Consider the following 23,046-nt stretch of genomic DNA (forward strand, 5'->3'; position numbering starts at 1 on the left):
GCCAGCGAGGGGAAAGGACGGCGCGGGCCGTGAAGAAGGCGGGGACCGCCCCGCCGGAGGGGCGGAGGGGGCGCGAACCGTCAGAAGGCGGGGAAGGCCCAGCCCGATGGGTGGAAGGGCGCGCGCTCCCCGCGGAAGGCGAGCGAGGCGGCGGTGACCGCGCCCGGCCGCAGTTCCTCGACCCGGCCCGCCGCCGCCAGCGACGACAGTGTGGTGCCGCCCAGGTAGGCCGCCCCCAGCTCGGCGGACGTCAGCCGCAGGTCGGCCTGGGCCCGGGTGCGTTCGCAGGTGACGGAGTCGCCGTCGGCGCGCAGGCGGTGGCGTCCGGCGTTCCAGGGGCAGAACGGGTCCTGAACCTCCAGGACCAGGTCCAGGGGGGTCGAGTAGCGGCGGGCCGCCAGCGCCCGGTCGACGTCCACCAGGCGGACCCAGAGGTTGTCGATCGTGGTGGTGCGGGCCGCGCGCGGGTCGGTCAGCAGGTGCGTCAGCGGTTCGTCGACAGCGCCGTCGTAGGTGAGTCCGGCGTGCGCGTCGAGGTCGATGAGGAAGCGCCACAGAGCGGCGTAGGACTGCCTGGTTGTGGCCGCGACCTCGATGACCTGCACCAACCCGGGCTTGGAGCGGTAGAGGACGTACCCGGTGGCCTCGCCGCCTGGCTCGGTGTGCACGGCGAAGCGCAGCTCCGTCCCGCCGCCGCGGACGCGTTCGCCGTCCGCCAGGCGGGCCTGCCAGAACTTCTCCGTACGGTCCACCCAGCCGACCGCGCCGCGGCGGGCGGTGTCGTAGACCTTCTCCAGCAGCGGCCGGGCGTCCTGACGGGCGAGCAGGCGGATCGTGCCGTCGCCGAGGTCGGTGCCGGGCCGCAGGGCCATGAGCTTCTTGTCCGCCTGGATCTCGGCCACGTGGCTGGCGACGCCGTACCCGAACCGGCCGTAGATGGTGGCCTCGGCGGCGTTGAGCGCGATGATCGGCTCGCCGCCCGACTCGTACAGGTCGGTGAGCTGCTTGCGCATCATCGCGGTGAGGATGCCGCGACGCCGGTGCGTGGGCAGGACCGCGACGAGCGTGATGCCGGCGACGGGGACGGCCGCGCCGGGGACCGTCATGACCCGGCCGTAGATCGAGGCGCCGCCGACGATCTCCGGGCCGTCGCAGGCGGCGATCGTGCGTTCGGGCTCGATGGAGGTGGCCGCGTTGCGGAGGCCGCCCTCGTACCAGTCCTGGCCGTAGGTGGTGGTGATCATGCGGGCCCAGGCGTCGAGCTCGTGGGCGTGGATGGTGCGCAGGGGGTAAGTGGTCGTCATGCTTCGAGCCTGGCCGGGTAAACATGGGCCGCGCATCGGGTGATCCGGGTATTTATATGCTGACGCCGTGGTGGCGGAGCGCGTGGTCAGTCCCGTGTTCGTCGGCCGGGGTGAGGAGCTGTCGGCCCTGGCCGACGCCCTCGACCGCGCTGTCGCGGAGGGGCCGGCGGTGGCTCTGGTGGCCGGGGAGGCCGGGATCGGCAAGTCGCGGCTGCTGGCGGAGTTCGCGCGGTCGCTGGGACCTCGGGTTCGGATGGTCGAGGGCGCCTGTGCCGAGCTGGGCAGCGACGGCCTGCCGTACGCGCCGTTCGTGACGGTGCTGCGCCGGCTGATCCGCGTCGAAGGGGTGCTGCCCGGGCCGTACCGCCAGCTGGCCCGCTGGTTCCCGGAGCTCGGCGGGACGGACGAGCCCGAAGGCGGCAGGCACCGGCTGTACGAGGAGGTCCTGACGCTGGTCGAGCGGGTGGCCGCGGACCAGCCGGTGGTCGTCGCGATCGAGGATCTGCACTGGGCCGACGCCGCCACCCGCGAGCTGCTCGGTTTCCTGGCCAGGAACCTGACCCAGCCCGGCGTGCTGCTGCTGATCACGTACCGGCCGCACGAGACCGGCGACGGGCTGCTGCTGTCCGAGCTCGCCCGCCGCCCGCGCGCCACCGCGTTGCGCCTGGACCGCCTGGATCGGCAGGACGTGGGCCGCCAGCTGGCCGCGATCCTCGGCACGGAACCGGACGCGGCCGCCGTGCTGCGCGTGCACGAACGCAGCGACGGCAACCCGCTGTTCGTCGAGGCGCTCGCCCGCGCGGGTGAGCGGACCCCGGACAGCCTGCGTGACCTGCTGCTGCACGGCCCGCGCTCGCTGCCCGGCCCGGCTCGTGAGCTGCTGCGCCTGGCCTCGGTGGCGGGCGGACGGGTCGCCCACCGGCTGCTGGCGAAGGTGGCCGGGCAGGACGGGACCGCCCTGGACGCCCTCCTGCGCGAGCTCGTCGACCGCAGCCTGCTCGTCACGGCAGGGGACGGCTACGACTTCCGCCACGCGCTGATCCGGCACGCCGTCTACGAGGACCTGCTGCCCGGCGAGCGGGCCCGCCTGCACGCGCGCTACGCCGAGGCCCTGCGCGACGGCGACGCCCATGCGCAGCTGGCCGCGCACGCCTACGCCGCCGGGCAGCGCGGGCCGGCCCTGACCGCCGCCTACCTGGCCGCGGCGCAGGCCCGCCGGTCCTACGCCTACGAGGAGCAGGTCCGCCTGCTCGACCAGGTCCTCGAACTGTGGGATCCGCAGGCGCGGCTGGGGGCCGACAGGATCGACGTCCTGACCGAGGCGGCCGAGGCCGCCATGCTCAGCGGCGACTACGCCCACGGCGTCGACCACGCCACGGCGGGGCTGGCCGAGGTGGACGAGCGGCGCGAACCCGAGCGGGCCGCCCAGCTGCTGGAGCACCGGGGCAGGCTGCGGCACCGCCTGGACGGCACGGGCGTCTCCGACTGGGAACACGCCCTCGACCTGCTGGCCGCCGCTCCCGACAGCGTCCGGCGGGGGCGGCTGCTCGGGGTGCTGGCCATGGGCCTGCTGCCGGAGGTGGACCGGGCCCGCGACCTGTTCGTGGAGGCGCTGGCCGTCGGCCGGCGCACCGGCGACGCCACGGTCACGATCCGCGGGCTGCTGGGCGTCGGGTCCATGACGAGCGACCTCGCGATGCTGGCCGAGGCCCGCACGCTGGCCGAGCGGCTGGACAGCCACGACCTGCTCATGACCGTCCCGATGTACGAGGCCACGCTGCACACCAAGGCCGGCGACCAGCACCGCGCCGTGGAGGCGGCCCGCGGCGGCATCCGTCACGCCCGCCGGTACGGGCTGGGCCGCAGCCGTGGCGCCGAGCTGGCCCGCTACGCCGCGCGCGGCCTGATCCTGGCCGGGCGATGGGACGAGGCCGCCGCCCTGCTGGAGGAGAGCCTCCAGCAGGATCCGCCGCCGCTGTCGCGCCTGGCGCTGCGCGTCCTGGCCGGCTACCTGGCGCTGCTGCGCGGGGACCTGGCCACCGCCGCCGACGCCGCCGACGCCGCGGCCGGGCACGCCGGGAGCGGCGGCCTGTTCTCCCGCCATCAGTTGCTCTGCCTGCTCGCCGTCGCCCAGGGCGACCCGGAGCGGGCCGACCTGCTGCTGGAGCGGGCGCTGGCCGATCCGGCGCTCACCCGGATCTACAGCAGCGACGCCCGGCCGGTCCTGGTCGCCGGCGCCCTGGTGCAGCAGGCGCGGCTGGCCCGCGGCGCGCCCCGCGAGCGGGTCGCGGCCCGCCGGGCCGAGCTCGCCGCGGCCGATGCGATGCTCGGCGTGGACGGGCCGTTCGACCGGGCCTGGCAGGCCATGCTGCGCGCGCTGGTCGAGGACGCCGACGGGGACGCCGACGGGGACGCCGGCTGGGATGGCGTGGCGGCTGCCTGGCGGGATCTGGGGCAGCCGTACGAGCTGGCGCTGAGCCTGTTCCACGGCGCGCGGGCCGCGCTGACGGCGGGCGACCGGCCCGGCGGGACCGCCCGCCTCAGGGAGGCCGCGCGGCTGGCCGACGAGCTGGGCGCCGCGCCGCTCGCCAGGGAGATCGCCCTGCTCGGACGGCCCCGACCGGCGCAGGACGGGCTCACCGAGCGCGAGCGCGACGTGCTCGTCCTGATCGCCGACGGGTTGAGCAACCGGCAGATCGCCGCCCGGCTGCACATCTCGCCCAGCACGGCGGGCGTGCACGTCTCCCACATCCTGGCGAAACTGGGCGCGGCCACCCGTACCGAGGCGGCGGCCATCGCGTTCCGCGAGGGACTGGCGGGATCCTCCACGACCCGGCCGTGACCTGGACGCAGCCCCGGGGTCAGGTCAGGGTGTCCTCGACCTTGATCTGGCCGCCCTGGACGACCCACTTCTGGTTGGGGTGGTTCAGGCAGGTCCACAACCGCACCACGGTGTTGTTGGCGCGGCTGTTGGTGGTGTCCAGGCAGACCTCCCGGCCGGTGCCGACGGTGTCCTCGACCTTGATCTGGCCGCGCTGGATCACCCACTTCTGGTTGGGATGGTTCAGGCACGTCCACAGGCGCACGTTGGTGTTGTCGGCGCGGCTGTTGGTGGCGTCCAGGCAGACCTCCCGGCCGGTGCCGACGGTGTCCTCGACCTTGATCTGGCCGCCCTGGATCACCCACTTCTGGTTGGGATGGTCCAGACACGTCCACAGGCGCACGTTGGTGTTGTCGGCGCGGCTGTTGGTGGCGTCCAGGCACACCGGCGGGCCGGCCTGGGCGGCGTGGGCCGTCGAGGCGGGGGCGACGGCGGCGGCCACCAGGGCGACGGCGGACGCGGCCATCAGACGGGCGACGGGGCTGGCGGGCATGGGTTACCTCCACTGATGCGGTGGGTGGGCCGGCACGGGCCTCGGACGGCGGGCGAGCCCCCACGGGCCGTGACGACCATGAGCAATGCATACAGAAAGTAATCGCACGACATCGGAAAGTGATCTGGCGGCAAGGTGACGCATCACTGGCCGGCGTCGAAAGCCTCCGAATCCGCCCGGGAGGTCAGAGGCGCACCCGCCGGAAGCAGGTCAGGAGGGTCGCTGCGGAGCGGCGGGGCTGGAGATGGAACCCTCCAGGGAGAAGAACCGATCGTCCACGTGGTCCAGCGCCAGACAGGCTCCGCCCAGGGCGACGCACTCCTCGCCGAGGGTCGAGGGCCGGATGTCGGGAACGCGTACACAGTGAGGTTCGAGCGCCCGGCGCAGCGCGGGCAGCAGGACGTCGGCCGAGCGGGAGAACCCGCCGCCGAGCACGACCAGTTCGGGGTCGAGCGTCAGCACCATCGCGGCGGTGCCGAGCGCGAGATGGCGGGCGTACGCGTCGACCGCGGCCTGGGCCTCCAGGTCGCCGGCCCGGGCCGCGCCGAAGACGTGCCGGGCGGCCTCCTCGGGCGCGGCGCCCTTGGCCGCCGGGCCGCTCTCCAGCCGCCCGGCCATGGTGCTCCAGCCCGTGATCTCCATGAGCCCGACCTCGCCGGTGGCCCCGCTGAACCCGTGGTACAGGCGCCCGTCGATGATCAGCGCGGCGCCGGGCCGGCGGCCGACGTGCAGGTAGACGAGGTGCTGGACGCCCGCGGCCACCCCGAGCCGCTGCTCGGCGAGCGCGGCCAGCTTGCTGTCGTTCTCGATGGTGATCGGGCAGGCCAGCCGCTGCCCGAGGTGACCGACGAGGTCGACGCCGGGCCAGTCGGGCAGGTCGTTGACCATGGTGACGAGCCCTTCGCGGTTGACGACGCCGGTGCTGCCCGCGGTGACGCCCCACATGTCGGACACGCTCAGCCCGGCGGCGACGAGCGCGGCGTCGACGGCCCGCCACACCGCCTCCAGCCGCTCCCGCTGGGCGGTGTGGCGGTCGACGGCGACCCGCCCGCTGGCCACGATCCGGCCGGCCAGGTCGGTGATCACGGCCAGCACCTTGTGCACGCCCACGTCGATGCCGAGCACGTGCCCCGCGTCGCTGCGGAACCGGTAGCGCTTGGCGGGCCGGCCCATGGCGCCCGGCGCGGGCGGCACCTCGGCGATCCAGCCGCGCTGCTCCAGATCCGTGACGACGTCCACGACGGAGGCCCGCGACAACCCGGTGCGGGCGGACAGCTCGGTGAGCGTCAGCGGCTCGCGCGCCTCCCGCAGGGCGCGGATGCTGCTCAGGGAGTTCAGCTGGCGTAGCCGCTGAAGGTCGCCACCACTGACCTGCACGGTCACACTCCTCACTATCACTGGTCTCTGAACTATATCCCTTTGGCCCATCCCCACTTCTAGCTGCATGTGCCGTGCGGGAAGAGGCTTGACGGCAAGGTCATTCTCGTGACTATCTATGGAGACCTTCATAAAGGAGTTTGCGAAATGACAGTGACCATAGCCATCGTCGGGGCCGGATCGCGCGGCCAGATCTACGCCAGGGCCGCCGCCGCGGACGGCCGGGCCCGCATCGTGGCAGTGGCCGACCCGGACCCGGCCCGGCGGGCCAAGGTGGCCGCCGACCACGACCTGCCGGACAGCGCCTGCTTCGCCGGATGGGACGAACTGGCCGCCGTGCCGAAGCTCGCGGACGCCGTGGTCATCGCGACCCAGGACCGCTTGCACGTCGAGCCGGCCGTGGCCTTCGCCGACCTCGGTTACGCCATCCTGCTGGAGAAGCCCATGGCGCCGACGGAGCCGGAGGCCCGCCGGATCGTCGAGGCGGTCGAGCGCAACGGGGTGTTGTTCGCGGTCTGTCACGTGCTCCGCTACACGGCCTACACCAGGGCGTTCAAGGAGCTGCTGGACAGCGGCAGGCTGGGCACGATCTCCAGCGTGCAGCACCTGGAGCCGGTGGGCTGGTGGCACATGGCCCACTCCTTCGTGCGGGGCGCCTGGCGGAACGCGGCCGAATCGGGGCCGATGCTGCTGACCAAGTCCTGTCATGACATCGACTGGTTGCTCCACATCCTCGGCGAGCAGCCGGTCGCGGTGTCGTCCTTCGGCTCGCTGACCCACTTCCGGCCGGAGAACCGGCCCGAGGGCGCGAGCACGCGGTGCGTGAGCTGCGCCGTCGAGCCGGACTGCGCCTACTCCGCCAAGCGTCTCTACCTGAGCTGCCTGGGCGACCCGCGCCGGGAGTTCTGGCCGCTCGGCGCCGTCACGTCCGACGCCACCGTGGCAGGCGTCACGCACGCGCTGGAGACCGGCCCGTACGGCCGCTGCGTCTACGACTGCGACAACGACGTGGTCGACCAGCAGGTCGTCACGCTGGAGTTCGCGAAGGGCGCGACCGTGTCGTTCACCATGACGGCGTTCACGCCGCTGGAGCACCGCAGGACCCGGATCTTCGGCACCCGCGGGTACGCCGAGGGCGACGGGCGCGAGATCAGGGTCGTCGACTTCGTGACCGGCGCCGAGGAGCGGATCGACACCCAGACGACGGCGGGCGCGTCGCTCGCCGACGGCCACGGCGGCGGCGACGGGGGTCTCACCAAGGCGTTCATCGACGCCGTCGCCGCCGGGGACCAGGCGCCGCTGGGCGCCGGCCCGGCCGAGGCCCTGGCCGGGCACCTGGTCGTCTGGGCCGCCGAGCGCGCCCGCGAGACCCGCACCGTGCAGGTCCTGTGAACGCGACGATCCCGGCGCCCGCCCGCCGCACGCCCGGCGAGGGCCGGTTCACCTTCACCGCCACGACCCCGCTGTCCGCCGACCCGGCGCTGGCCAGGGCCGCGGAATGGCTTCGCGGGGCCCTCACCCCGGCCACCGGCCTGCCGCTCCCCGAGGGGCCCGGCGGGGTGGAGATCCGGCTCGTCGCGGGCCTCGGGCTCGAGGAGTACCGGCTCACCGCCACGACCGGGTCGGTGCTGATCGAGGCGACGGGCCCGGCCGGCGCCTTCTACGGGGCGCAGACCCTGCGCCAGCTGCTCGACCCCGCCGCCTTCCGGGCCGGACGCACCGGGGACAGGACGTGGAGCATCCCCGCGACGGAGATCGCCGACGCTCCGCGATACGGCTGGCGCGGCTGCCTCATCGACGTGGCCAGGCACTTCCTGCCCAAGAACGACCTGCTGCGGTACATCGACCTGCTGGCCGCGCACAAGCTCAACGTCCTGCACCTGCACCTGACCGACGACCAGGGCTGGCGGCTGGAGATCAGGAAGTACCCCAGGCTCACGGAGGTCGGCGCCTGGCGGCACGAGTCACCGGTGGGCGCCGCGCGGCACCAGCGCTTCGACGGGCGCCCGCACGGCGGCTTCTACAGCCAGGACGACATCCGCGAGATCGTCTCCTACGCCGCCGACCGGTTCGTCACGGTCGTGCCGGAGATCGACCTGCCCGGCCACACGCAGGCCGCCATCGCCGCCTATCCCGAGCTCGGCAACCTCGACGACCGCCTGCCGGTCCGCACCGAGTGGGGGGTCGGCGAGAACGTGCTCAACGTCGCCGACGGCACGATCGCCTTCTTCACCGACGTCCTGGACGAGGTCCTGGAGCTCTTCCCCGGCCGGTACGTCTGCGTCGGCGGCGACGAGGTGCCGAAGACCCAGTGGAACGAGAGCGTCCCGGCCAAGGAGCGCATCCGGGAGCTCGGCCTGCACGACGCCGACGAGCTCCAGACCTGGCTCATGCGCCACTTCACCGACTACCTGCTGTCCCGCGGGCGCAGACCGCTCGGCTGGGACGAGCTCCTGGAAGGCGGCCTGCCGCCCGGCGTCACCGTCGCGGCCTGGCGCGGCGACAAGTGCGCGGTGCTGGCCGTGCGGGCCGGTCACGACGTGGTCGTCTCGCCGTTCAGCGAGACGTACCTGGACTTCCGCCAGGCCGACGGCGACCAGGAGCCGGTGCCGATCGGCAGTGTGACGTCCCTGCGGGCGGTGCACGCCTTCGACCCCGTCCCCGCCGGCCTGGGCGAGGGGGAGCGCGACCGGATCCTCGGCGCGCAGGCCGCTCTGTGGACCGAGCACATCGACTCCCCCCGGCTGCTCGACTACATGGCCTTCCCGCGGCTGGCCGCCTTCGCCGAGGCGATGTGGAGCGGCGAGCGCGACTTCGCGGACTTCCTGGCGCGGCTCGCCGTGCACGAGAGACGTCTTGACGCGCTGGGCGTGGAGTACCGGCCGGCGGCCGGGCCGCACCCGTGGCAGCGCCGTCCCGACGCCCCCGGTCACCCCCGCACCAGGGCGGAGATCGACGCCCAGCTCGCCCGCTGGACGTCGAGCCTGCGTCTCTGAACCGCGCGTCCCCGCGCCGAGGGCGGCGCGGGTCTCAGAGCAGGGCCAGGAGCTGCGCGGTGTGGGCGGGCAGCTCCACGTCGGCGAGGCCGGTGAGGAGGTCCCTCAGGGGCACGGCCTGATCGACCAGGACCGTGCCGTTGGACAGGAGCAGGGTGGGCACCGGCGTGTCGAGTTCGGCCTCGCTCAGCGCCGGCCCGCCGAGCGCGCAGAGGGCGTCACCCTGGCGGCGGACCCGCTCCCGGAGCCCCGCGTTGCCGCCGGCGCGGGCGATGACGCGCTCGATGGTCCAGGTGTCCTGGGCCGTGCGGTTGTCGTAGGTGGTGTTCGTCCCCGAGGCCACCGACGAGGCGGCGGCGATGGTGGTCGCGGTGACGATGGCGACGTGCGCCAGGATCTGGTCGGCGGTCCACTCACCGGCCGGTGGGACGGCACCGCCGTCGCCGGAGCCGGCCACCGTGGCGGCGGCGTCCAGCAGGGCGCGGTAGGCGTCCCGGAGCGGGATGGTGTCCAGCGCGTTCTCCTCCTTCTGCGGTCGTGTCGCCCGGGGCCGGGCGTCAGGCGTGTGCCCGGTGCATCTCCCACGGGGCCTGCGGGAGGACCTCGCCGGTCTCCAGCAGCGACTTCAGGTTGGCCAGCACGGCCGGCCATCCCTGCGCGATCCCGTCGCGCATCGCCTGGTTGGGCAGGTCCTCGTGGGTCACGGTGAGCCGGACGATGTCCTGGTGCGGCTCGATGAGGAAGGTGACGACCGACGCCTTCCGCGCCGGTTCCGTGCCGGGGGCGTCTTCGAAGGTGACGACCAGGCGGGCCGGGGGCTCGGCCTCGATCACCTCGCCGACGACGTCGACGACGTCCGACCCGTCGGCGCGCCGGTGCTCCCAGGGCGATCCCGGCCGCCAGTCCGAGACGTTGGCGTGTCCCCAGTAGCGCGCCGTCAGGTCCGCGTCCGTCAGGGCCCGCCAGACCTGCTCGGCGCTCGCGCGGATGTAGGTGACGTAGACGTAGGTCGGCACGGACGTGGGTGCGTCGCTCATGGCGTACTCCTCTGCCTGGTTCTTGATGGCGTTGATCGCTTGCAGCCGGGGCCGGTCGAACTCCGAGATCCAGCGCTCCTGGATCTCGTGGATGGGCGCCGGGTTGAGGTAGTGGAGCCGTTCCCGTCCGCGCCGGACGACGGTGACGAGGGCGGCCTGCTCAAGCACGTTCAGATGCTGGGTCGCCGACTGGCGGGCCATGTCCAGGCGTTCGCACAGTTCGCGCAGCGTCTGGCCGTTGTGCTCGCGCAGTCGGTCGAGCAGGAGGCGCCGGGTGGGGTCGGCCAGCGCCTTGAAGACGAGATCCACGGCTGTCGCTTCGGGGCTCACGCCGCCCATTATGCAGGTATTTACCTGCCTATTGTCAAAGCCCGCGGGACCAGGCCGAACGCGCTGCCGCCGCAGCCCGGAATCCCTGTAGTCATTCGTGGTTGATCGTTTGCTATGTCGATCGAGCTGTTCACAAGTGCGCATGGTTACCTTCGGTATTCGTGAAGATACGATCTGGCCCTGCAGGGCCGGGAAACAGCTCATCTGGCCCTAAACGTGCGGCCATTTCCACCATGCTCCTTCTGAGCGCGGTGTCTGTCGCGCTGCAACCTGCCCGTCCAGCGGCCGCGCAGCCGGTTCCGCTGGTCGAGGAGGACTTCACCGGGGCCACCGCGATCCCGCAGTTCATCGGCGTGGGATCGGCCTGCCTGACCGGTGCGCCGGCGGCTCCGCCCGCCGGGCCCGGCGACCATCCGCTCGGGGGCTGCCCCGCCGACGCGACGGGCCCTGTCCCGCCGACCGGCGCAGCCCCGTACGGCTACCTCCAGCTCACCAGCGCCGATCTGGACCAGACGGCGGCCGCCCTCTACAACGAGCCGATCCCGGCCGAAGAGGGCCTGGACGTGACGTTCGAGCAGTGGCAGTACGGCAACACCACGGCGGTGCCCGCCGACGGCATCTCCTTCTTCCTGATCGACGGCGCGGCCACGCTGGACCGTCCCGGCGCGTTCGGCGGCAGCCTCGGCTACGCCCAGAAGCTGCCCGACGACGACCCGGCGAACCCGTTCGAGCCCGGGGTCAACCAGGGCTACATCGGCATCGGCCTGGACGTCCTCGGCAACTACTTCGGGGACTGGGAGCAGCGGGGCCGCACCTGCGCCGAGCGCTCACCGGCCGGCACCGGGTTCCGTGTCCCGGCTCCCGGGCCGAACATGGTGACGGTGCGCGGGCCCGGCAACGGCACCGCGGGCTACTGCTTCGTGACCGCCACCACCAGCAACTTCACCACGACCGGGCCGTGGCCCTCGACGCTGCCGGGCAACCTGCAGGGGCCCACGCGGACCGTGCCCAGCGACCCGCGGGCGGCGCAGGCCGTGCTGGAGGAGTCGAAGCGCACGGTCAACGTCCGGATCACTCCGGCGCCGAACCCCGAGGTCACCATCTCGATCGACTTCAACGACGGCGACGGGATGCAGGAGGTGCTGTCCCTGCCCGCGCCGCAGCCGGTCCCGGAGACCTACAAGTTCGGTTTCGGTGCGTCCACCGGTCTGTTCACCGATGTGCACCTGATCCGGAACGTGGTCGTCCGTCCGGTGGCCGAGCGGCCTGAGCTGTCGCTCACCAAGCGCGTCGCCGAGGACGCCGACCTGCCCGACCCGGTGCCGGTGGGCACGGAGGTGCCCTACGAGTACGTGGTCACCAACACCGGCAACATGAACATCGCCGACCTGATGGTGGACGACGACGTCGTCGAAGAGGTCACCTGCCCGCAGACCACCTTGAACGTGGGCGAGCGGGTCATCTGCCGCGGCTCGTACACGGTCACGGAGGAGGACGCCGAGCGCGGCTCGGTCACCAACACCGCCACCGCGATGGGCCGGGCCGACGGTGAGGAGATCAGCTCGCCGCCGTCCGAGGTCACCGTCGGCGTCACGGACGAGCGCGGGATGCTGGAGCTGGACAAGCGCGTCGACGACTCCCGCGCGTACCGCCCCGGCGACCGGGTCACCTACCGCTACGTCGTGCGGAACACGTTCGACGAGATCGTGACCGACCTGCGGATCGACGACAACCGGGTGTCGGACATCGTCTGCGAGACCACCACCCTGGAGCCCGGCGAGTCCACGTCCTGCACGGGGACCTACACGGTCACCGACGAGGACGCCGCCCACGGCTCGGTCACCAACACCGCCACCGCGGTGGGCCTGATCGACGACACGGAGGTGAGCTCGCCGCCGTCGGAGGCCACCATCGACGTCATGGGCGAGCGCGGGACGCTGCTGCTGGACAAGAGCGTGGACGACACCCGCACGTACCGGCCCGGCGAGCGGGTCACCTACCGCTACGAGGTCAGGAACAACTCCGACGAGACGCTGCGTAACCTCCGGATCGAGGACGACCGGGTGACGAACATCGTCTGCCGGACCACCACCCTGGAGCCGGGCGAGACCACCACGTGCACGGGCGTCTTCGTCGTGCCGAGCCGTCCCGGCGGCAAGAAGGACTGCCGCAAGGGCTGCCGCTTCACCGTCACCAACACCGCCGTCGCCAGGGCGGACGACCTGACCTCCGGTCCGGCCAGGGCGACGATCCGGGTCGTGCAGAAGTCGAAGAACCCGCACCACCCGTGCCGGCCGGGCAAGAAGGACCGCCACTGCCGGCCCGGCAAGAAGCCGCACCACCACCACGGCCACGGCCGTCACCACGGTCACGACCACGGTCACGACCACGGGTACGACCAGCGGTACGACCACGGCTACGACCACCAGTGCCCGCCGGGCAAGAAGCCGTACGACGGCAGGACCGCCGAATCGGGATGTGTCTCCGAGGAGGCGGACAAGAACGAGCGGGACATGGGCCGGTCCATGGACGAGTCCTACGAGCCTCAGCCTGAGGACATGATGGACGACCCGTACATGGAACGTTCCTACCGGGAGATGGGCGACATGCCGATGCCCTGGGAGACCTCCGAGTAGGTCGTCCCTCTTCCCATCCGCGTCAACCTGATGGTCCCTCCCCGCGGGGAGGGACCATCGTGCTGTCCGCCCCCGGACGGTCACCCCCAGGCGCCGACCTGCTTGAGGAAGACGACGCCGTCGATCGTGCCGAGGTGGGACGGGTCCAGCGGGAAGTAGGCGAAATCCTGGGACACGCGCCGCGCCGGGTCGGTGACGATCCCGGCCAGGCGGCGGGCGTCGACCACCGAGTGGCCCCACGGAAGCGCGGACAACACGCCCTCGACGGTGTCCGGCGGCGGGGTGTCGTCGCCGGTCGTGCCGAAGGCGGTGGCCAGGTAGGCGTACCGGTCGCCCAGGTGGGCGGCGGCGATCGCCCCCGCGCTCCACCACTCCAGCCGCTGGTCGCCGAACGGCATGAACGTCTTGTCGCGTTGGAGGTGCAGGTTGGAGGAGAAGACCAGGGCCGGGCCGTGCTCGGCGACGGCACGCAGGTTGGCCGCCATCATCGCGTCCCGCAGGGCCGACAGCCGGGTCCAGCGTGCCGGGGAGGCGTCGGCCATCCAGTGGTGGTAGCGCAGCAGGCCGGTGGCGGTGCGCGCGTACAGGTGCGCGCGTTCCCTGTCCCGTGCGCCGAGCTGCGGCGTGTGCGTGTCGAGCAGCGCCGCCAGGTCGTCGGCGATCACCCGCAGCCGCTGGGCGTCGGCGGACTGGCCGATCGACTTCGCCGGGTCCATGGCCGTGGCCTCGTCGGACCAGCGGTCGTCCGGGCCCAGCAGCGCGTCGAGGGCCTCCCTGGTCACCACCGCGGCGGGGAGCGGGCCGTCGAGCAGGTCATAGAGGCCGGTGAGCGCCTCGCGCGGGCTCGCCGCCCAGTACTCCAACGGGCCGTCCACCCCGAAGAAGCGCAGCTTCTCGTCGTGCTCCTCGTTGTGGGCGCGCATCCAGCGGACGAGTTCGCGGTTGGCCGGCAGGGCGCCGAAACCGTGGCTGAAGCCGCGGTCCATGACGTCGTCGAGGGTGCCGGCGCCGGTCGTGACGTAGTCGTCCACCAGGAGGCCCTTGAGGCAGTCGCTCTCGACGGCGAACGACCGGTAGCCCTCGTTCTCGACGAGGTGCCGGAAGATCTCGTTGCGCAGCTCGCCGAGTTCTCCCACGAAGTGCCGGGCCTCACCGAGGCCGAGCAGCAGCGGCCTGGCGGGGAGCGTCCCCAGGAACGCCGAGACACCCGCGCCATCGACCGGCCAGGCGATGTCCTTGATATCCATGCCTTCAACGCTAGCGTTGAACTTTCGGTGTAACCTTTGCCGCCGAAATACCGGAAGTGCTCTCCCAAAACCTTCAATCGGCACTTCACGTGTTGAACAGTTCGTTCAAAACGAGCTGTTGACATCAATCGGTTCCCGCGCCATCGTTGCCTCCATGTCGATCGAGCACCCCTTCTCCCCGCCGGATCCCGAGCAGGCGCGCGCCCGGCGGGTGCACGCGTCCCTGTTCCGGATCGCCGAGCGGCACGCGGCCACCGACGAGCAGCGGCTCAGGCAGGCGCACCCGTCGGTCATCGGGCCGCACGAGGCCGTCAGGCTGGTGTCGTTCCTGCTCAGCGGGGCCGCGCAGCTCGACGACGGCGAGCCCGACGTTGACCAGGCCGACATCACCGCGGCGTTGAGCCTCGTCCCGCTGGTTCGCGGAGAGCTGGACGCGCTGGAGGCCGGGCTGCTGGCGATGGCCCGTGGGCGCGGCATGACCTGGCAGGAGATCGCCTTCGGGCTCGGCCTCGGCACCGCGCAGGCCGCCCGGCAACGCCACGAACGGCTCGCCGAACGGACGGCTCTCGACTAGGCCGCCCGCCAGGGGTCAGGCGCGGCGCGGGCGGTTCCACCAGAGGGAGAGCGACAGCGCCGCGACCACGAGCAGGGCGCCGGCCCCGGCGAAGGCGGCGGCCGTGTCCACCCGTTCGCGGACGACCGTGAAGGTGCCGGGAAGGGCGTCGAGGGCGGTCGCGAGCTGGGCGGCGTTCTCGGCCCGGTGGTAGGAGCCGCCGGTCGTACGGGCGATCTGCCGGAGCGCCGGCTCGTCGATGACCCGGGGGTTGCGGCCCCGGTCGAAGCCCCCGCCGGACCCGCCGCCCCAGTCGCCGAAGCCGCGGCCGTCGAACTGCGAGTTGTCGCACACCATCGGGACCACCTTCGTGGTGCCGAAGCCGATGGTGAACACGCGTACGCGGCGCAACGCCGCCTCCTGGGCGGCCCGCTGCGGGTCGACGCCCTGGGTGTTGGCGCCGTCGGTGAGCACGACGATCGCGGCGCCGGCGTACCCGGGGGCCCCGGCGGGCGGCGTGGCGGCGGTGCCGGCGACCGAGGGGTCCACCTCGGCGATCGCGTCGATCGAGGTGAGCATGGCCTGGCCGATCGCGGTGCCGCGGGCGACGGTGAGCCCGTCCAGGGCCTCGATCAGGGCGTCGGTGTCGTCGGTGGGCGGGACGAGCAGGCCCGCGGTGCCGGCGAAGGTGACCAGGCCGATGCGCGGCCCGCCGCGCTGCGACTCGATGAAGCCGGCGGCGGCCTTCCTGGCGGCGGTGAGGCGGTTGGGATCGACGTCGGTGGAGCACATGGAGCCGGAGGTGTCGAGCGCGAGCAGGATCGTCGCCGACCGCATCGGCACCGGCACCGACGCCTGCGGCCGCGCCGCCCCCACCGCGAGCAGCGCCAGCCCGGCGACGAAGAGCGCCACGGGGATGCGCCGCGTCCAGCGCGTACGCCCGGGAAGCGCGGCCCGTACGAGCGCGATCGAGGTGACGCGCACGACGGCCCGCCGCCGCCGGCGGCCCGCCCACCAGCGGATCGCGAAGATCAACGGGATGACCAGCGCCGACAGCAGCGCCCACGGCCAGGACAACGACATTCAGATCACCCGCCCGGACCGGAACACGGTGACCGCCGCGCCCGCGGCGAGCAGCGCGAGCGCGAGCCCGATCAGCCCACCGGCGAGCGGCAGCGGCTCGTCGGAGACGGTGAGCCGCAGGTCGATCGTGTCGGCGACGCCGTCGAGCCGGGCGGCGTCGGCGGCCGGGTGGTAGGCGCCGCCGGTGGTCCGCGCGATCGTGGTGAGGGTGTCCTCGTCGAGCGAGGTCTGCAGGTGGTATCCGTCGACCTGGACCGCCGCCCCGGCCGCCGTGCCGACCCCCACGGTGTGGACGCGCACGCCCGCCTTCTGGGCCGCGGCGGCGGCCCGTTCGACGTCGCCGCCCTGGTTCTGGCCGTCGGAGAACATCACGATCGTGGCCGACGGCCAGTAGCCGAGGTCGGGCGGCGGCCCGTCGCGGCCGATGACCACCTGCCGGCCGGTGATGGCCGTCAGCGAGGCCGTGATGGCCGCCCCGAGCGAGGTGCCGCCGGTGATCCTCAGGCGGTCGATGGCCCTGAGCGCGACGGAATGGTCCGCGTCCGGCCGCGCGGTGGTGAGCGCGCCGCGCTCGAACGCGACGACCCCGATGTCCACGCTGTCGGGCTGCGCCGCCACGAACGCGCGGGCCGCCCGCTGCGCGGCGGCCAGCCTGGTCGGCGCGACGTCGCCGGCGCCCATGCTGTTGGAGACGTCGACGGCGAGGATGACGGTGCCCGCGGTGCGCGGCAGCGGCACCATCGCCGCCGGTCCCGCGGCGGCGACCGCGAGCACGCCGACCCCGGCGATCGTCAGGCCGGTCCCGAGGTACGCGCCGCGCCCGCCCGGCCCGGCGACCCCGGCCGCGGCCAGCGCCGACCCCCGGCGGCGGGCCGAGACGACGGCCGCCCAGGCCAGCGCCGCCGTGACGAGCAGCCCGGCGGCCAGCACCAAGGGGGACGACAGCGTCATGGCCACCGCTCCCCCGTGCGGGCGGCGAGCTCGACGAGCGTGTCGGTCAGGTCGTGGTCGGTGGCGACGCGGTGGACCGGCACCCCCGCCCGGCGCATGCCCGCCGCGAGCCGGGCGTCGCGGGCGTCCACGGCCTCGCGGAAGCGCACCCGCAGCAGCGGATCGGCGGAGTCGACGACGAGCTGCTCGCCGGTCTCGGCGTCCTCGACCACGATCAGCCCGGCCTCGGGCAGCGCGTCGTCGGCCGCGTCCACGATGCGCAGGGCGACGACCTCGTGCCGCCGGGCCAGGCGCTGGAGCGAGCGTTCCCAGTCGCCCTCGCCGATGAAGTCCGACAGGACGACGACGAGCGCGCGGCGGCGCGCCAGCCGTCCGGCCGCGTCGAGCATGAGGGCCAGGTCGGTGGTGGCGCCGGCGCGCGGGCCGGCGGTGCGCTCCAGCTCGGCGCCGATCCGCAGCGCGTGCCGCCGGGACGTGCCCGGCGGCACGACCCGCACCACCCCGGTGTCGAACAGCAGGGCCCCGACCCGGTCGCCGCCCCGCCCGAACAGCCGGGCGAGCACGAGCGCCAGCTCGGCCAGGACGTCGTGCTTGCCGCGGCCCGGCCGCCCGGCCGTCATCGAGGCCGACCGGTCGAGCACCAGCCACACCGTCAGCTCGCGGTCCTCGGTGAACACGCGCAGATGGGGCTCGTCCAGGCGGGCGGTGACGTTCCAGTCGATGTGCCGGGCGTCGTCGCCGTCGGCGTAGCGGCGCAGGCCGGTGAAGTCGACGCCGGAGCCGCGGTGCGCGGTGCGGTGGGCGCCCTGGAGGCGGCCGTCCAGCCTGCGGACGACCTTCCACTCCAGGCGGAGCAGGAGTTTCTCGGGGACGGTGGCCATGACGGCTCAGCGGTTCCGCAGGACGACGTCGGGCGTCCGGACGGCCCCGAGCACCCTGCTGACGATCGTGTCGGCGTCGACGTCGTCCGCCAGGGCCTCGTAGGACAGGACGAGCCGGTGGCGCAGCACGTCGAGCGCGAGTTCGGACAGGTCGTCCGGCAGGACGTAGTCGCGGCCGCGCAGGAACGCCAGCGCGCGGGCGCCCGTGACGAGCGCGATGGACGCCCGCGGGCTGGCCCCGTACGTGACGTACCGCTCCAGCTCCCCCAGCCCGGCCGTGCCCGGCGAACGGGTCACGGCGACCACGCGTACGGCGTAGTCGACGATCGACGGATCGACGTACACCTGCCGGGCGCGGGCCCGCATCTCCATCAGCTCGGCGGTCGTGACCGTCGGTTGCGGCGGGTCCGGCGGACGCAGCGCGCGTTCGACGATCGCCTGCTCCTCGTTCTGGGCGGGATAGCCGACGACCACCTTCATCATGAACCGGTCCACCTGCGCCTCGGGCAGCGGGTACGTGCCCTCCGACTCGATCGGGTTCTCCGTCGCCATCACCAGGAACGGCTCCGGCACCTGGAACGTCTCGCGGCCGATCGTCACCTGGTGCTCCTGCATCACCTCCAGCAGGGCGCTCTGCACCTTGGCGGGGGCGCGGTTGATCTCGTCGGCGAGCAGCAGGTTCGTGAACACCGGGCCGAGCTCCGTCCGGAACTCGCCGGAGTGCTGGTGGTAGACCCGCGTGCCGACGAGGTCGGCGGGGACCAGGTCGGGGGTGAACTGCACGCGCTGGAACCCGCCGGTGATCGCCGCGGCCAGCGACCGGACGGCCAGCGTCTTGGCCAGGCCCGGCACGCCTTCCACCAGCAGGTGACCGTCGGCGATCAGCGCGACGGCCATGCGTTCGAGCAGGACGTCCTGCCCGACGATGGTGCGTTTGACCTCGAAGAGGACCTGTTCGAGCGGATGAGCCTGGGCCGGGGGCATGATGTCCCTTCTGTGGGCGCTATGGGCGGTGGCGGTCAGAGCTGGGGTCCGTCGCCTGGTGGGCCGTCGCCGTCGTCGCCGCCCAGGGCCGCGCCGATCGGCACCGCGAACGCGATGCCGGCGAACGCGTCGTCGCCCCCGGGGTCGGCGATCGAGACGACGATCCCGACGACCAGCCCGCGGGCGTCCAGCAGGGGGCCGCCGGAGCTGCCCGGGTTGACGGAGGCGTCGAACTGGATCAGCCCCTTCAGGCCGGCGTCCTTGCCGGTCCGGCCGGTGGTCCGGTCGAGGCCCGACACCACCCCGGTGGAGACGCTGTAGGTCAGGCCCAGCGGATTGCCGATCGCCACGACCGGCGCCCCCACGGCCACGTCGCCGCCGAGCGTCGCGGGCACGACGATCTCCGGCAGCTTCACCGGCTTGAGCACGGCGACGTCCCTTTGGGGATTCGCGGCGGCGACGACGGCCTTCGCCCTGGTCCCGTCGGCGAACGTGAGGTTGATGTCCTTCGTGGCTTTGATCACGTGATGGGCCGTCAGGATCGTCCCGTCCTCGGCCGCGATCACGCCCGTGCCGAGCGACTTGCCCGCCTGGATGACCACGACCGACGGCCCGACCCTGCGGAAGACGTCCGGCACCGTGAGCGTCGCCGTGGGCGTCGGCGTGGCGGCCGGCCCTCCTGCGGCCGTCCCGCCGCTGCCGCCGCCGCCCAGCCAGTACGCCAGCACCGCCACGACGACCAGCACCCCGCCCCCGGCGGCGACCCGCCGAACCTTCCCGGTCCTGGCCCGGCCGGCTTCCCGAGCCCCGGCCGCACCGTCCTCCTGCGGCACGCGCTCCATGCCCCTCATACTCAGCAATCGCACCGAAAACTGCCATAAAGAAGGACACACAAATGGCCGACATCTCCGGACGCGACGGGGTCGGGCCGCAATCCATATGGCAGGACCGATTCCTCACCCGTTCGCCGACCGGTCCCCCGCATCGGCCTCCTGCGGACACTCGGGTAGAGCTAGGCGGTCACGAGCGTGCGCACGACCATCGGCTCGGCCAGGACGAGGGCCAGCACCTGCGCCGCATGGCGGTGATGCGGAGTGGTCAGGTGCCGCGCCCGCGCCCCGGCGCCGGCCCACTCCTCGATCACCACCATGCTCGCCGGATGGTTCGGGTCGCCGTAGGCGCGGTAGGCCAGGCACCCGGGCTCGTCCAGGGACGGTTCGATCATCGCTTCGAGCGCGGTCCGCAGCCGGTCCTCCTGGCCGGCCGCGGCCACGTACTGGGCCAGCACGATGAGGGACATCTCCGGCGCCGTCCTCACGCGAGGGGCCGGGCGGGACCGGCGCCGGCGCCGGAGGCGGTGATCGCGGCGGCGATCTCCGCCAGGTCGGCCGGCGTCAGGTCCACCGCGCCGGCGCCGATCCAGCCGTCCACCTGCTCGGGCCGGCGGGCGCCGACGATGGCGCCGGTGACGCCCGGCCAGGCCAGGACCCACGCGATGGCCACCTCGGCGACGCCGACGCCGTGCCGGGCGGCGACCGGACGCAGCGCCTCCGCCAGCCGCAGGTTGGCCGCGAGCCCCGTGGTGAAGTCGTGGTGGGCGGTGCGCCAGTCGCCGTCGGGCAGGCTCGCGACGCGCTCGGCCGAGAACGTCCCGGTGAGCAGGCCCGACTGCAGCGGCGAGTACGCGATCACGCCCGTGCCGTGGGCGTGCGCCCACGCGATCTCGGCCGCCGCCGACCGGTTGATCGCCGAGAACGGCGGCTGGATGACGTCCACGTGCGCGATGCGCTCCGCGGCCGCCAGCTCCTGCGGCGAGTGGTTGGACAGGCCGATCGCGCGGACCTTGCCCTCGGCCTTCAGGTCGGCCATGACCTGCCAGTACTCCTCCAGCGGCGTGGCGTTGGGCGACACCGCGCCGAAGCCGCCGCCGGCGTACTCCAGCGACTCGCCGGTGTCGGGGTAGTGCACCTGGTACAGGTCGACGCGCTCGACGTTCAGGCGGCGCAGCGAGTCCTCCAGCTCGCGCCGGACGCTGGCCGGCTTCATGATCCGGCGCGGGGCGGCCTGCGGGTCGTCGGGGTCCCAGACCAGGCCCACCTTGGTGAAGACGTACGGGCGGTCGGCCTCGGGCAGGTCGGCGATGGCCTTGCCGACCAGCTCCTCGGAGTGGCCGAGCCCGTACACGGCCGCGGTGTCGATCCAGTTGACGCCGCCGGCGACGGCGTGCCGGATCGCGGCGATCGACTCGGCGTCGTCGGTCGTGCCCCAGCCGAACTTCCAGCCGGCCCCCGACACCGCCCAGGAGCCGAAGCCGAGGCGGGTGACGTCCATGCCGGTGGTGCCCAGAGGCCGGGTGGGCAGGTGGGTGGTGCTCATGTCGCGTTGCTCCCTGTGGGTGACCGGGCATCCCTTGTGGACGTCCGGTGCAGCTCACTCTGGCGCGCCGCCCGCGGCCCACCCAGTGCCCGCCGCTGCCTAGGCACGGCATGACCAGGCTCGCGACGGCGCCGGACGGCGATACTGGTCCCATGGCACTGGACAGACGCGCAGAACTGGGCGAATTCCTCCGATCCCGCCGCGCCCGGCTGCGTCCCGAGGAGCTCGGCCTGCCCGAGTACGGCAGCCGCAGACGCGTGCCCGGCCTGCGCAGGGAGGAGCTGGCCCAGCTCGCCGGGGTGAGCGTGGACCACTACGTCCGGCTGGAGCAGGGCCGTACCCTGCACTTCTCCGAAGCGGTCCTGGACGCCGTCGCCCGCGCCCTGCGCCTGGACGACGTCGAGCGCGCGCACCTGCACCGCCTGGCCCGCCCCTGGAACGACGGCGACCGCGCGCAGGCCGCGCCGCCGCTGCAACGCGTCCGGCCCGGCCTCCAGCGCCTGCTGGACGCGTCGGCCGACGTGCCGGCCTACGTCGTCGGACGCAACACCGACGTCCTGGCCTGGAACCACCTCGCGGCGGCGCTGATCACCGACTTCGGCGCGCTGCCGCCCCGGCAGCGCAACCTGGCCCGCCTGGTGTTCCTCGACGAGGGCATGCGCGACCTGTACGCCGACTGGCCCGCCAAGGCCGCCGACGTGGCCGCCTACCTGCGCCTCGACGCCGGCCGCCATCCTGCGGACACCCGGACGTCGGAGCTGGTCGAGGAGCTGTCGGCGGCCAGCCCGGAGTTCCGCGAGCTCTGGGCCGAGCACCGGCTCAAGGACAAGACCCACGGACGCTACGTCTACCTGCACCCGGTGGTCGGCCGGCTCGACCTCGGCTTCGAGACCCTCCGCCTGCCCGACGACCCCGACCAGGCGTTGATCGCCCACACGACCGAGGAGGGCTCCCCCTCCCAGACCGCTCTCCGCCTGCTGTCCGCCTGGACCCGCCAGGCCCACGCCGCCACCTGACCCGCGGCGGGGCGCGCCCGCTAGGAGTCGCCCTTCTCCAGCAGGTGGTCGAGCCGGATGGCCAGATCGAGAGTCTCGCAGCGCAGCAGGTCGAGCCGCCGGCGGATCTTCGACCGGATCGCCTGGAAGTGCTCGTCGGTCTGCCCGCGCAGGCCGAGCAGCTCGTCGGTCAGGGCCGTGACGTCCTGGCCCGACTGGCTCCGGGTCTCGGCGAGGTCGGCCCGCATCTCGGCGATGCCGAGCACCGCCTCGGAGCAGTCGGCCTCGGCGCACAGTGTCGCCTCCAGCGCCTGGACCCGAAGCCTGATGTCCAGGATCTCCGCCTCTACATCCACTTACTCCTACCTTTGCCGGTAGTCGGTAGGGAACCGGCCCAGTGGTGGAGGGCGGCCGGGTCCCACTTGCTGTAAGCACATGGTGGCAACCCGTGTATACCCGACACGACCGCCGGCAAGCAACGGGTGCGGGGCCGCGGAGGGCCCGGCCCGGCGCCGGGTGGCGGCCTCGGGCCGAGCCTTGGCCTGGCAGGTCAGTTGTTGATCGGGTCCGGGCCGTACGCCTGCGTCCCCTGCGGGCAGCCGGGCTCCGGGTCCTTGCAGCAGCGCGGCCTGCTGGACGTGAAGTGGTCGTTCATGTGGCGGCGCAGGGCAGCCAGCTCGTCGCCGAGCGCGGCGAAGTCCTGTCGCATCTCCGTCCGGATGTCGGCGATGTCGGCCTGCATCCGGGTGATGCCGGCCGTGGTCGCCGTGAGGTCGCCGGCGGGCCTGCCCGCCTTGTGCTTCCGCAGGCGCAACAGCAACTTGAGTATCCGTGTCTCTAGGTCCACACATTCCTGCCTTCGCGCAGCCGGACAGGGGCCTGCGCCGGACGAGCGGGCGGGCGCCCCGGGGATGACGAAAAC

Annotated in this window: 21 protein-coding genes; 6 read left to right on the forward strand and 15 right to left on the reverse strand. The window is 73.3% G+C overall.

Going from position 1 to position 23,046, the window contains the following annotated elements; translation table 11 throughout:
- Window positions 1-80: 80 nt before the first annotated feature.
- Window positions 81-1,304, reverse strand: coding sequence for a GNAT family N-acetyltransferase (locus ACWEJ6_RS41930; RefSeq protein WP_452431143.1), 1,224 nt, complete (start codon window positions 1,302-1,304; stop codon window positions 81-83).
- A gap of 67 nt (window positions 1,305-1,371) precedes the next feature.
- Between ACWEJ6_RS41930 and ACWEJ6_RS41935 the strand changes: the two genes are divergently transcribed.
- A complete protein-coding gene (locus tag ACWEJ6_RS41935; protein WP_452431144.1) occupies window positions 1,372-4,146 on the forward strand; it encodes an ATP-binding protein in 2,775 nt (924 codons plus the stop codon).
- A 19-nt stretch (window positions 4,147-4,165) separates the two neighbouring features.
- Here ACWEJ6_RS41935 and ACWEJ6_RS41940 read toward each other — a convergent pair whose 3' ends face one another.
- Both ACWEJ6_RS41940 and ACWEJ6_RS41945 read right to left on the reverse strand, forming a co-directional pair.
- Complete coding sequence (locus ACWEJ6_RS41940; RefSeq protein ID WP_452431145.1) at window positions 4,166-4,678, reverse strand: RICIN domain-containing protein; 513 nt, start codon at window positions 4,676-4,678, stop codon at window positions 4,166-4,168.
- A gap of 210 nt (window positions 4,679-4,888) precedes the next feature.
- Window positions 4,889-6,055 (reverse strand): ROK family transcriptional regulator, encoded by a 1,167-nt coding sequence (locus tag ACWEJ6_RS41945; RefSeq protein WP_452431146.1) that lies wholly within the window; start codon window positions 6,053-6,055, stop codon window positions 4,889-4,891.
- Between the two features lie 147 nt (window positions 6,056-6,202).
- Between ACWEJ6_RS41945 and ACWEJ6_RS41950 the strand changes: the two genes are divergently transcribed.
- Both ACWEJ6_RS41950 and ACWEJ6_RS41955 read left to right on the forward strand, forming a co-directional pair.
- The gene (locus ACWEJ6_RS41950) at window positions 6,203-7,447 is read left to right on the forward strand and encodes a Gfo/Idh/MocA family protein (protein WP_452431147.1); all 1,245 of its coding nucleotides are present in this window, start codon (window positions 6,203-6,205) and stop codon (window positions 7,445-7,447) included.
- Window positions 7,444-9,051 (forward strand): beta-N-acetylhexosaminidase, encoded by a 1,608-nt coding sequence (locus tag ACWEJ6_RS41955; RefSeq protein ID WP_452431148.1) that lies wholly within the window; start codon window positions 7,444-7,446, stop codon window positions 9,049-9,051. Before ACWEJ6_RS41950 ends, ACWEJ6_RS41955 begins: the two co-directional genes overlap by 4 nt.
- Before the next feature lie 34 nt (window positions 9,052-9,085).
- Here ACWEJ6_RS41955 and ACWEJ6_RS41960 read toward each other — a convergent pair whose 3' ends face one another.
- Window positions 9,086-9,508 carry a hypothetical protein gene (locus tag ACWEJ6_RS41960; protein WP_452431149.1) on the reverse strand — a complete coding sequence of 141 codons (423 nt, stop codon included), beginning with the start codon at window positions 9,506-9,508 and terminating at the stop codon, window positions 9,086-9,088.
- A 100-nt stretch (window positions 9,509-9,608) separates the two neighbouring features.
- The gene (locus tag ACWEJ6_RS41965; protein WP_452431150.1) at window positions 9,609-10,418 is read right to left on the reverse strand and encodes an ArsR/SmtB family transcription factor; all 810 of its coding nucleotides are present in this window, start codon (window positions 10,416-10,418) and stop codon (window positions 9,609-9,611) included.
- A gap of 233 nt (window positions 10,419-10,651) precedes the next feature.
- Here ACWEJ6_RS41965 and ACWEJ6_RS41970 point away from each other — a divergent pair, with 233 nt between their 5' ends.
- Entirely contained in the window at window positions 10,652-13,054 is a 2,403-nt protein-coding gene (locus ACWEJ6_RS41970) for a DUF7507 domain-containing protein (RefSeq protein ID WP_452431151.1), read from the forward strand.
- Window positions 13,055-13,134: 80 nt separating this feature from the next.
- Here the strand turns inward: ACWEJ6_RS41970 and ACWEJ6_RS41975 are convergent, their stop codons facing one another.
- Window positions 13,135-14,301: an erythromycin esterase family protein gene (locus tag ACWEJ6_RS41975; RefSeq protein ID WP_452431152.1), complete on the reverse strand. Its 1,167-nt coding sequence runs from the start codon at window positions 14,299-14,301 to the stop codon at window positions 13,135-13,137.
- Window positions 14,302-14,455: 154 nt separating this feature from the next.
- Between ACWEJ6_RS41975 and ACWEJ6_RS41980 the strand changes: the two genes are divergently transcribed.
- Window positions 14,456-14,875 (forward strand): DNA-binding protein, encoded by a 420-nt coding sequence (locus ACWEJ6_RS41980; RefSeq protein WP_452431153.1) that lies wholly within the window; start codon window positions 14,456-14,458, stop codon window positions 14,873-14,875.
- 15 nt (window positions 14,876-14,890) lie between these two features.
- On the opposite strand, the gene ACWEJ6_RS41985 is transcribed toward ACWEJ6_RS41980, so the two are convergent.
- The 7 genes from ACWEJ6_RS41985 to ACWEJ6_RS42015 form a co-directional block, all read right to left on the reverse strand.
- Window positions 14,891-15,937: a VWA domain-containing protein gene (locus ACWEJ6_RS41985; protein WP_452431154.1), complete on the reverse strand. Its 1,047-nt coding sequence runs from the start codon at window positions 15,935-15,937 to the stop codon at window positions 14,891-14,893.
- The gene (locus ACWEJ6_RS41990; RefSeq protein ID WP_452431155.1) at window positions 15,938-16,888 is read right to left on the reverse strand and encodes a VWA domain-containing protein; all 951 of its coding nucleotides are present in this window, start codon (window positions 16,886-16,888) and stop codon (window positions 15,938-15,940) included.
- Complete coding sequence (locus ACWEJ6_RS41995; RefSeq protein ID WP_452431156.1) at window positions 16,885-17,769, reverse strand: DUF58 domain-containing protein; 885 nt, start codon at window positions 17,767-17,769, stop codon at window positions 16,885-16,887. Before ACWEJ6_RS41995 ends, ACWEJ6_RS41990 begins: the two co-directional genes overlap by 4 nt.
- A gap of 6 nt (window positions 17,770-17,775) precedes the next feature.
- Complete coding sequence (locus ACWEJ6_RS42000) at window positions 17,776-18,753, reverse strand: AAA family ATPase (protein ID WP_452431157.1); 978 nt, start codon at window positions 18,751-18,753, stop codon at window positions 17,776-17,778.
- 35 nt (window positions 18,754-18,788) lie between these two features.
- The gene (locus ACWEJ6_RS42005; RefSeq protein ID WP_452431158.1) at window positions 18,789-19,595 is read right to left on the reverse strand and encodes a S1C family serine protease; all 807 of its coding nucleotides are present in this window, start codon (window positions 19,593-19,595) and stop codon (window positions 18,789-18,791) included.
- 170 nt (window positions 19,596-19,765) lie between these two features.
- Window positions 19,766-20,053, reverse strand: coding sequence for a putative quinol monooxygenase (locus ACWEJ6_RS42010; protein ID WP_358298897.1), 288 nt, complete (start codon window positions 20,051-20,053; stop codon window positions 19,766-19,768).
- A gap of 14 nt (window positions 20,054-20,067) precedes the next feature.
- Complete coding sequence (locus ACWEJ6_RS42015; RefSeq protein ID WP_452431159.1) at window positions 20,068-21,129, reverse strand: aldo/keto reductase; 1,062 nt, start codon at window positions 21,127-21,129, stop codon at window positions 20,068-20,070.
- A gap of 152 nt (window positions 21,130-21,281) precedes the next feature.
- Here ACWEJ6_RS42015 and ACWEJ6_RS42020 point away from each other — a divergent pair, with 152 nt between their 5' ends.
- Window positions 21,282-22,145, forward strand: coding sequence for a helix-turn-helix transcriptional regulator (locus ACWEJ6_RS42020; protein WP_387681134.1), 864 nt, complete (start codon window positions 21,282-21,284; stop codon window positions 22,143-22,145).
- 20 nt (window positions 22,146-22,165) lie between these two features.
- On the opposite strand, the gene ACWEJ6_RS42025 is transcribed toward ACWEJ6_RS42020, so the two are convergent.
- The gene (locus tag ACWEJ6_RS42025; protein ID WP_397161611.1) at window positions 22,166-22,480 is read right to left on the reverse strand and encodes a hypothetical protein; all 315 of its coding nucleotides are present in this window, start codon (window positions 22,478-22,480) and stop codon (window positions 22,166-22,168) included.
- 194 nt (window positions 22,481-22,674) lie between these two features.
- On the reverse strand, window positions 22,675-22,971 hold the full coding sequence (locus tag ACWEJ6_RS42030; protein ID WP_387681139.1) for a hypothetical protein: 297 nt from the start codon (window positions 22,969-22,971) through the stop codon (window positions 22,675-22,677).
- Window positions 22,972-23,046: the final 75 nt, after the last annotated feature.

The organism is Nonomuraea sp. NPDC004702 (assembly GCF_053601695.1).

What these genes read in the sequence shown, in the direction of transcription:
- ACWEJ6_RS41940 (WP_452431145.1), bottom strand. Translation starts at nt 4,678, where the DNA reads ATGCCCGCCAGCCCCGTCGCCCGTCTGATGGCCGCGTCCGCCGTCGCC.
- ACWEJ6_RS41980 (WP_452431153.1), top strand. Translation starts at nt 14,456, where the DNA reads ATGTCGATCGAGCACCCCTTCTCCCCGCCGGATCCCGAGCAGGCGCGC.
- ACWEJ6_RS41995 (WP_452431156.1), bottom strand. Translation starts at nt 17,769, where the DNA reads ATGGCCACCGTCCCCGAGAAACTCCTGCTCCGCCTGGAGTGGAAGGTC.
- ACWEJ6_RS42000 (WP_452431157.1), bottom strand. Translation starts at nt 18,753, where the DNA reads ATGCCCCCGGCCCAGGCTCATCCGCTCGAACAGGTCCTCTTCGAGGTC.
- ACWEJ6_RS41985 (WP_452431154.1), bottom strand. Translation starts at nt 15,937, where the DNA reads ATGTCGTTGTCCTGGCCGTGGGCGCTGCTGTCGGCGCTGGTCATCCCG.
- ACWEJ6_RS42015 (WP_452431159.1), bottom strand. Translation starts at nt 21,129, where the DNA reads ATGAGCACCACCCACCTGCCCACCCGGCCTCTGGGCACCACCGGCATG.
- ACWEJ6_RS42010 (WP_358298897.1), bottom strand. Translation starts at nt 20,053, where the DNA reads ATGTCCCTCATCGTGCTGGCCCAGTACGTGGCCGCGGCCGGCCAGGAG.
- ACWEJ6_RS41950 (WP_452431147.1), top strand. Translation starts at nt 6,203, where the DNA reads ATGACAGTGACCATAGCCATCGTCGGGGCCGGATCGCGCGGCCAGATC.
- ACWEJ6_RS42005 (WP_452431158.1), bottom strand. Translation starts at nt 19,595, where the DNA reads ATGGAGCGCGTGCCGCAGGAGGACGGTGCGGCCGGGGCTCGGGAAGCC.
- ACWEJ6_RS42020 (WP_387681134.1), top strand. Translation starts at nt 21,282, where the DNA reads ATGGCACTGGACAGACGCGCAGAACTGGGCGAATTCCTCCGATCCCGC.
- ACWEJ6_RS41930 (WP_452431143.1), bottom strand. Translation starts at nt 1,304, where the DNA reads ATGACGACCACTTACCCCCTGCGCACCATCCACGCCCACGAGCTCGAC.
- ACWEJ6_RS41990 (WP_452431155.1), bottom strand. Translation starts at nt 16,888, where the DNA reads ATGACGCTGTCGTCCCCCTTGGTGCTGGCCGCCGGGCTGCTCGTCACG.
- ACWEJ6_RS41970 (WP_452431151.1), top strand. Translation starts at nt 10,652, where the DNA reads ATGCTCCTTCTGAGCGCGGTGTCTGTCGCGCTGCAACCTGCCCGTCCA.
- ACWEJ6_RS41975 (WP_452431152.1), bottom strand. Translation starts at nt 14,301, where the DNA reads ATGGATATCAAGGACATCGCCTGGCCGGTCGATGGCGCGGGTGTCTCG.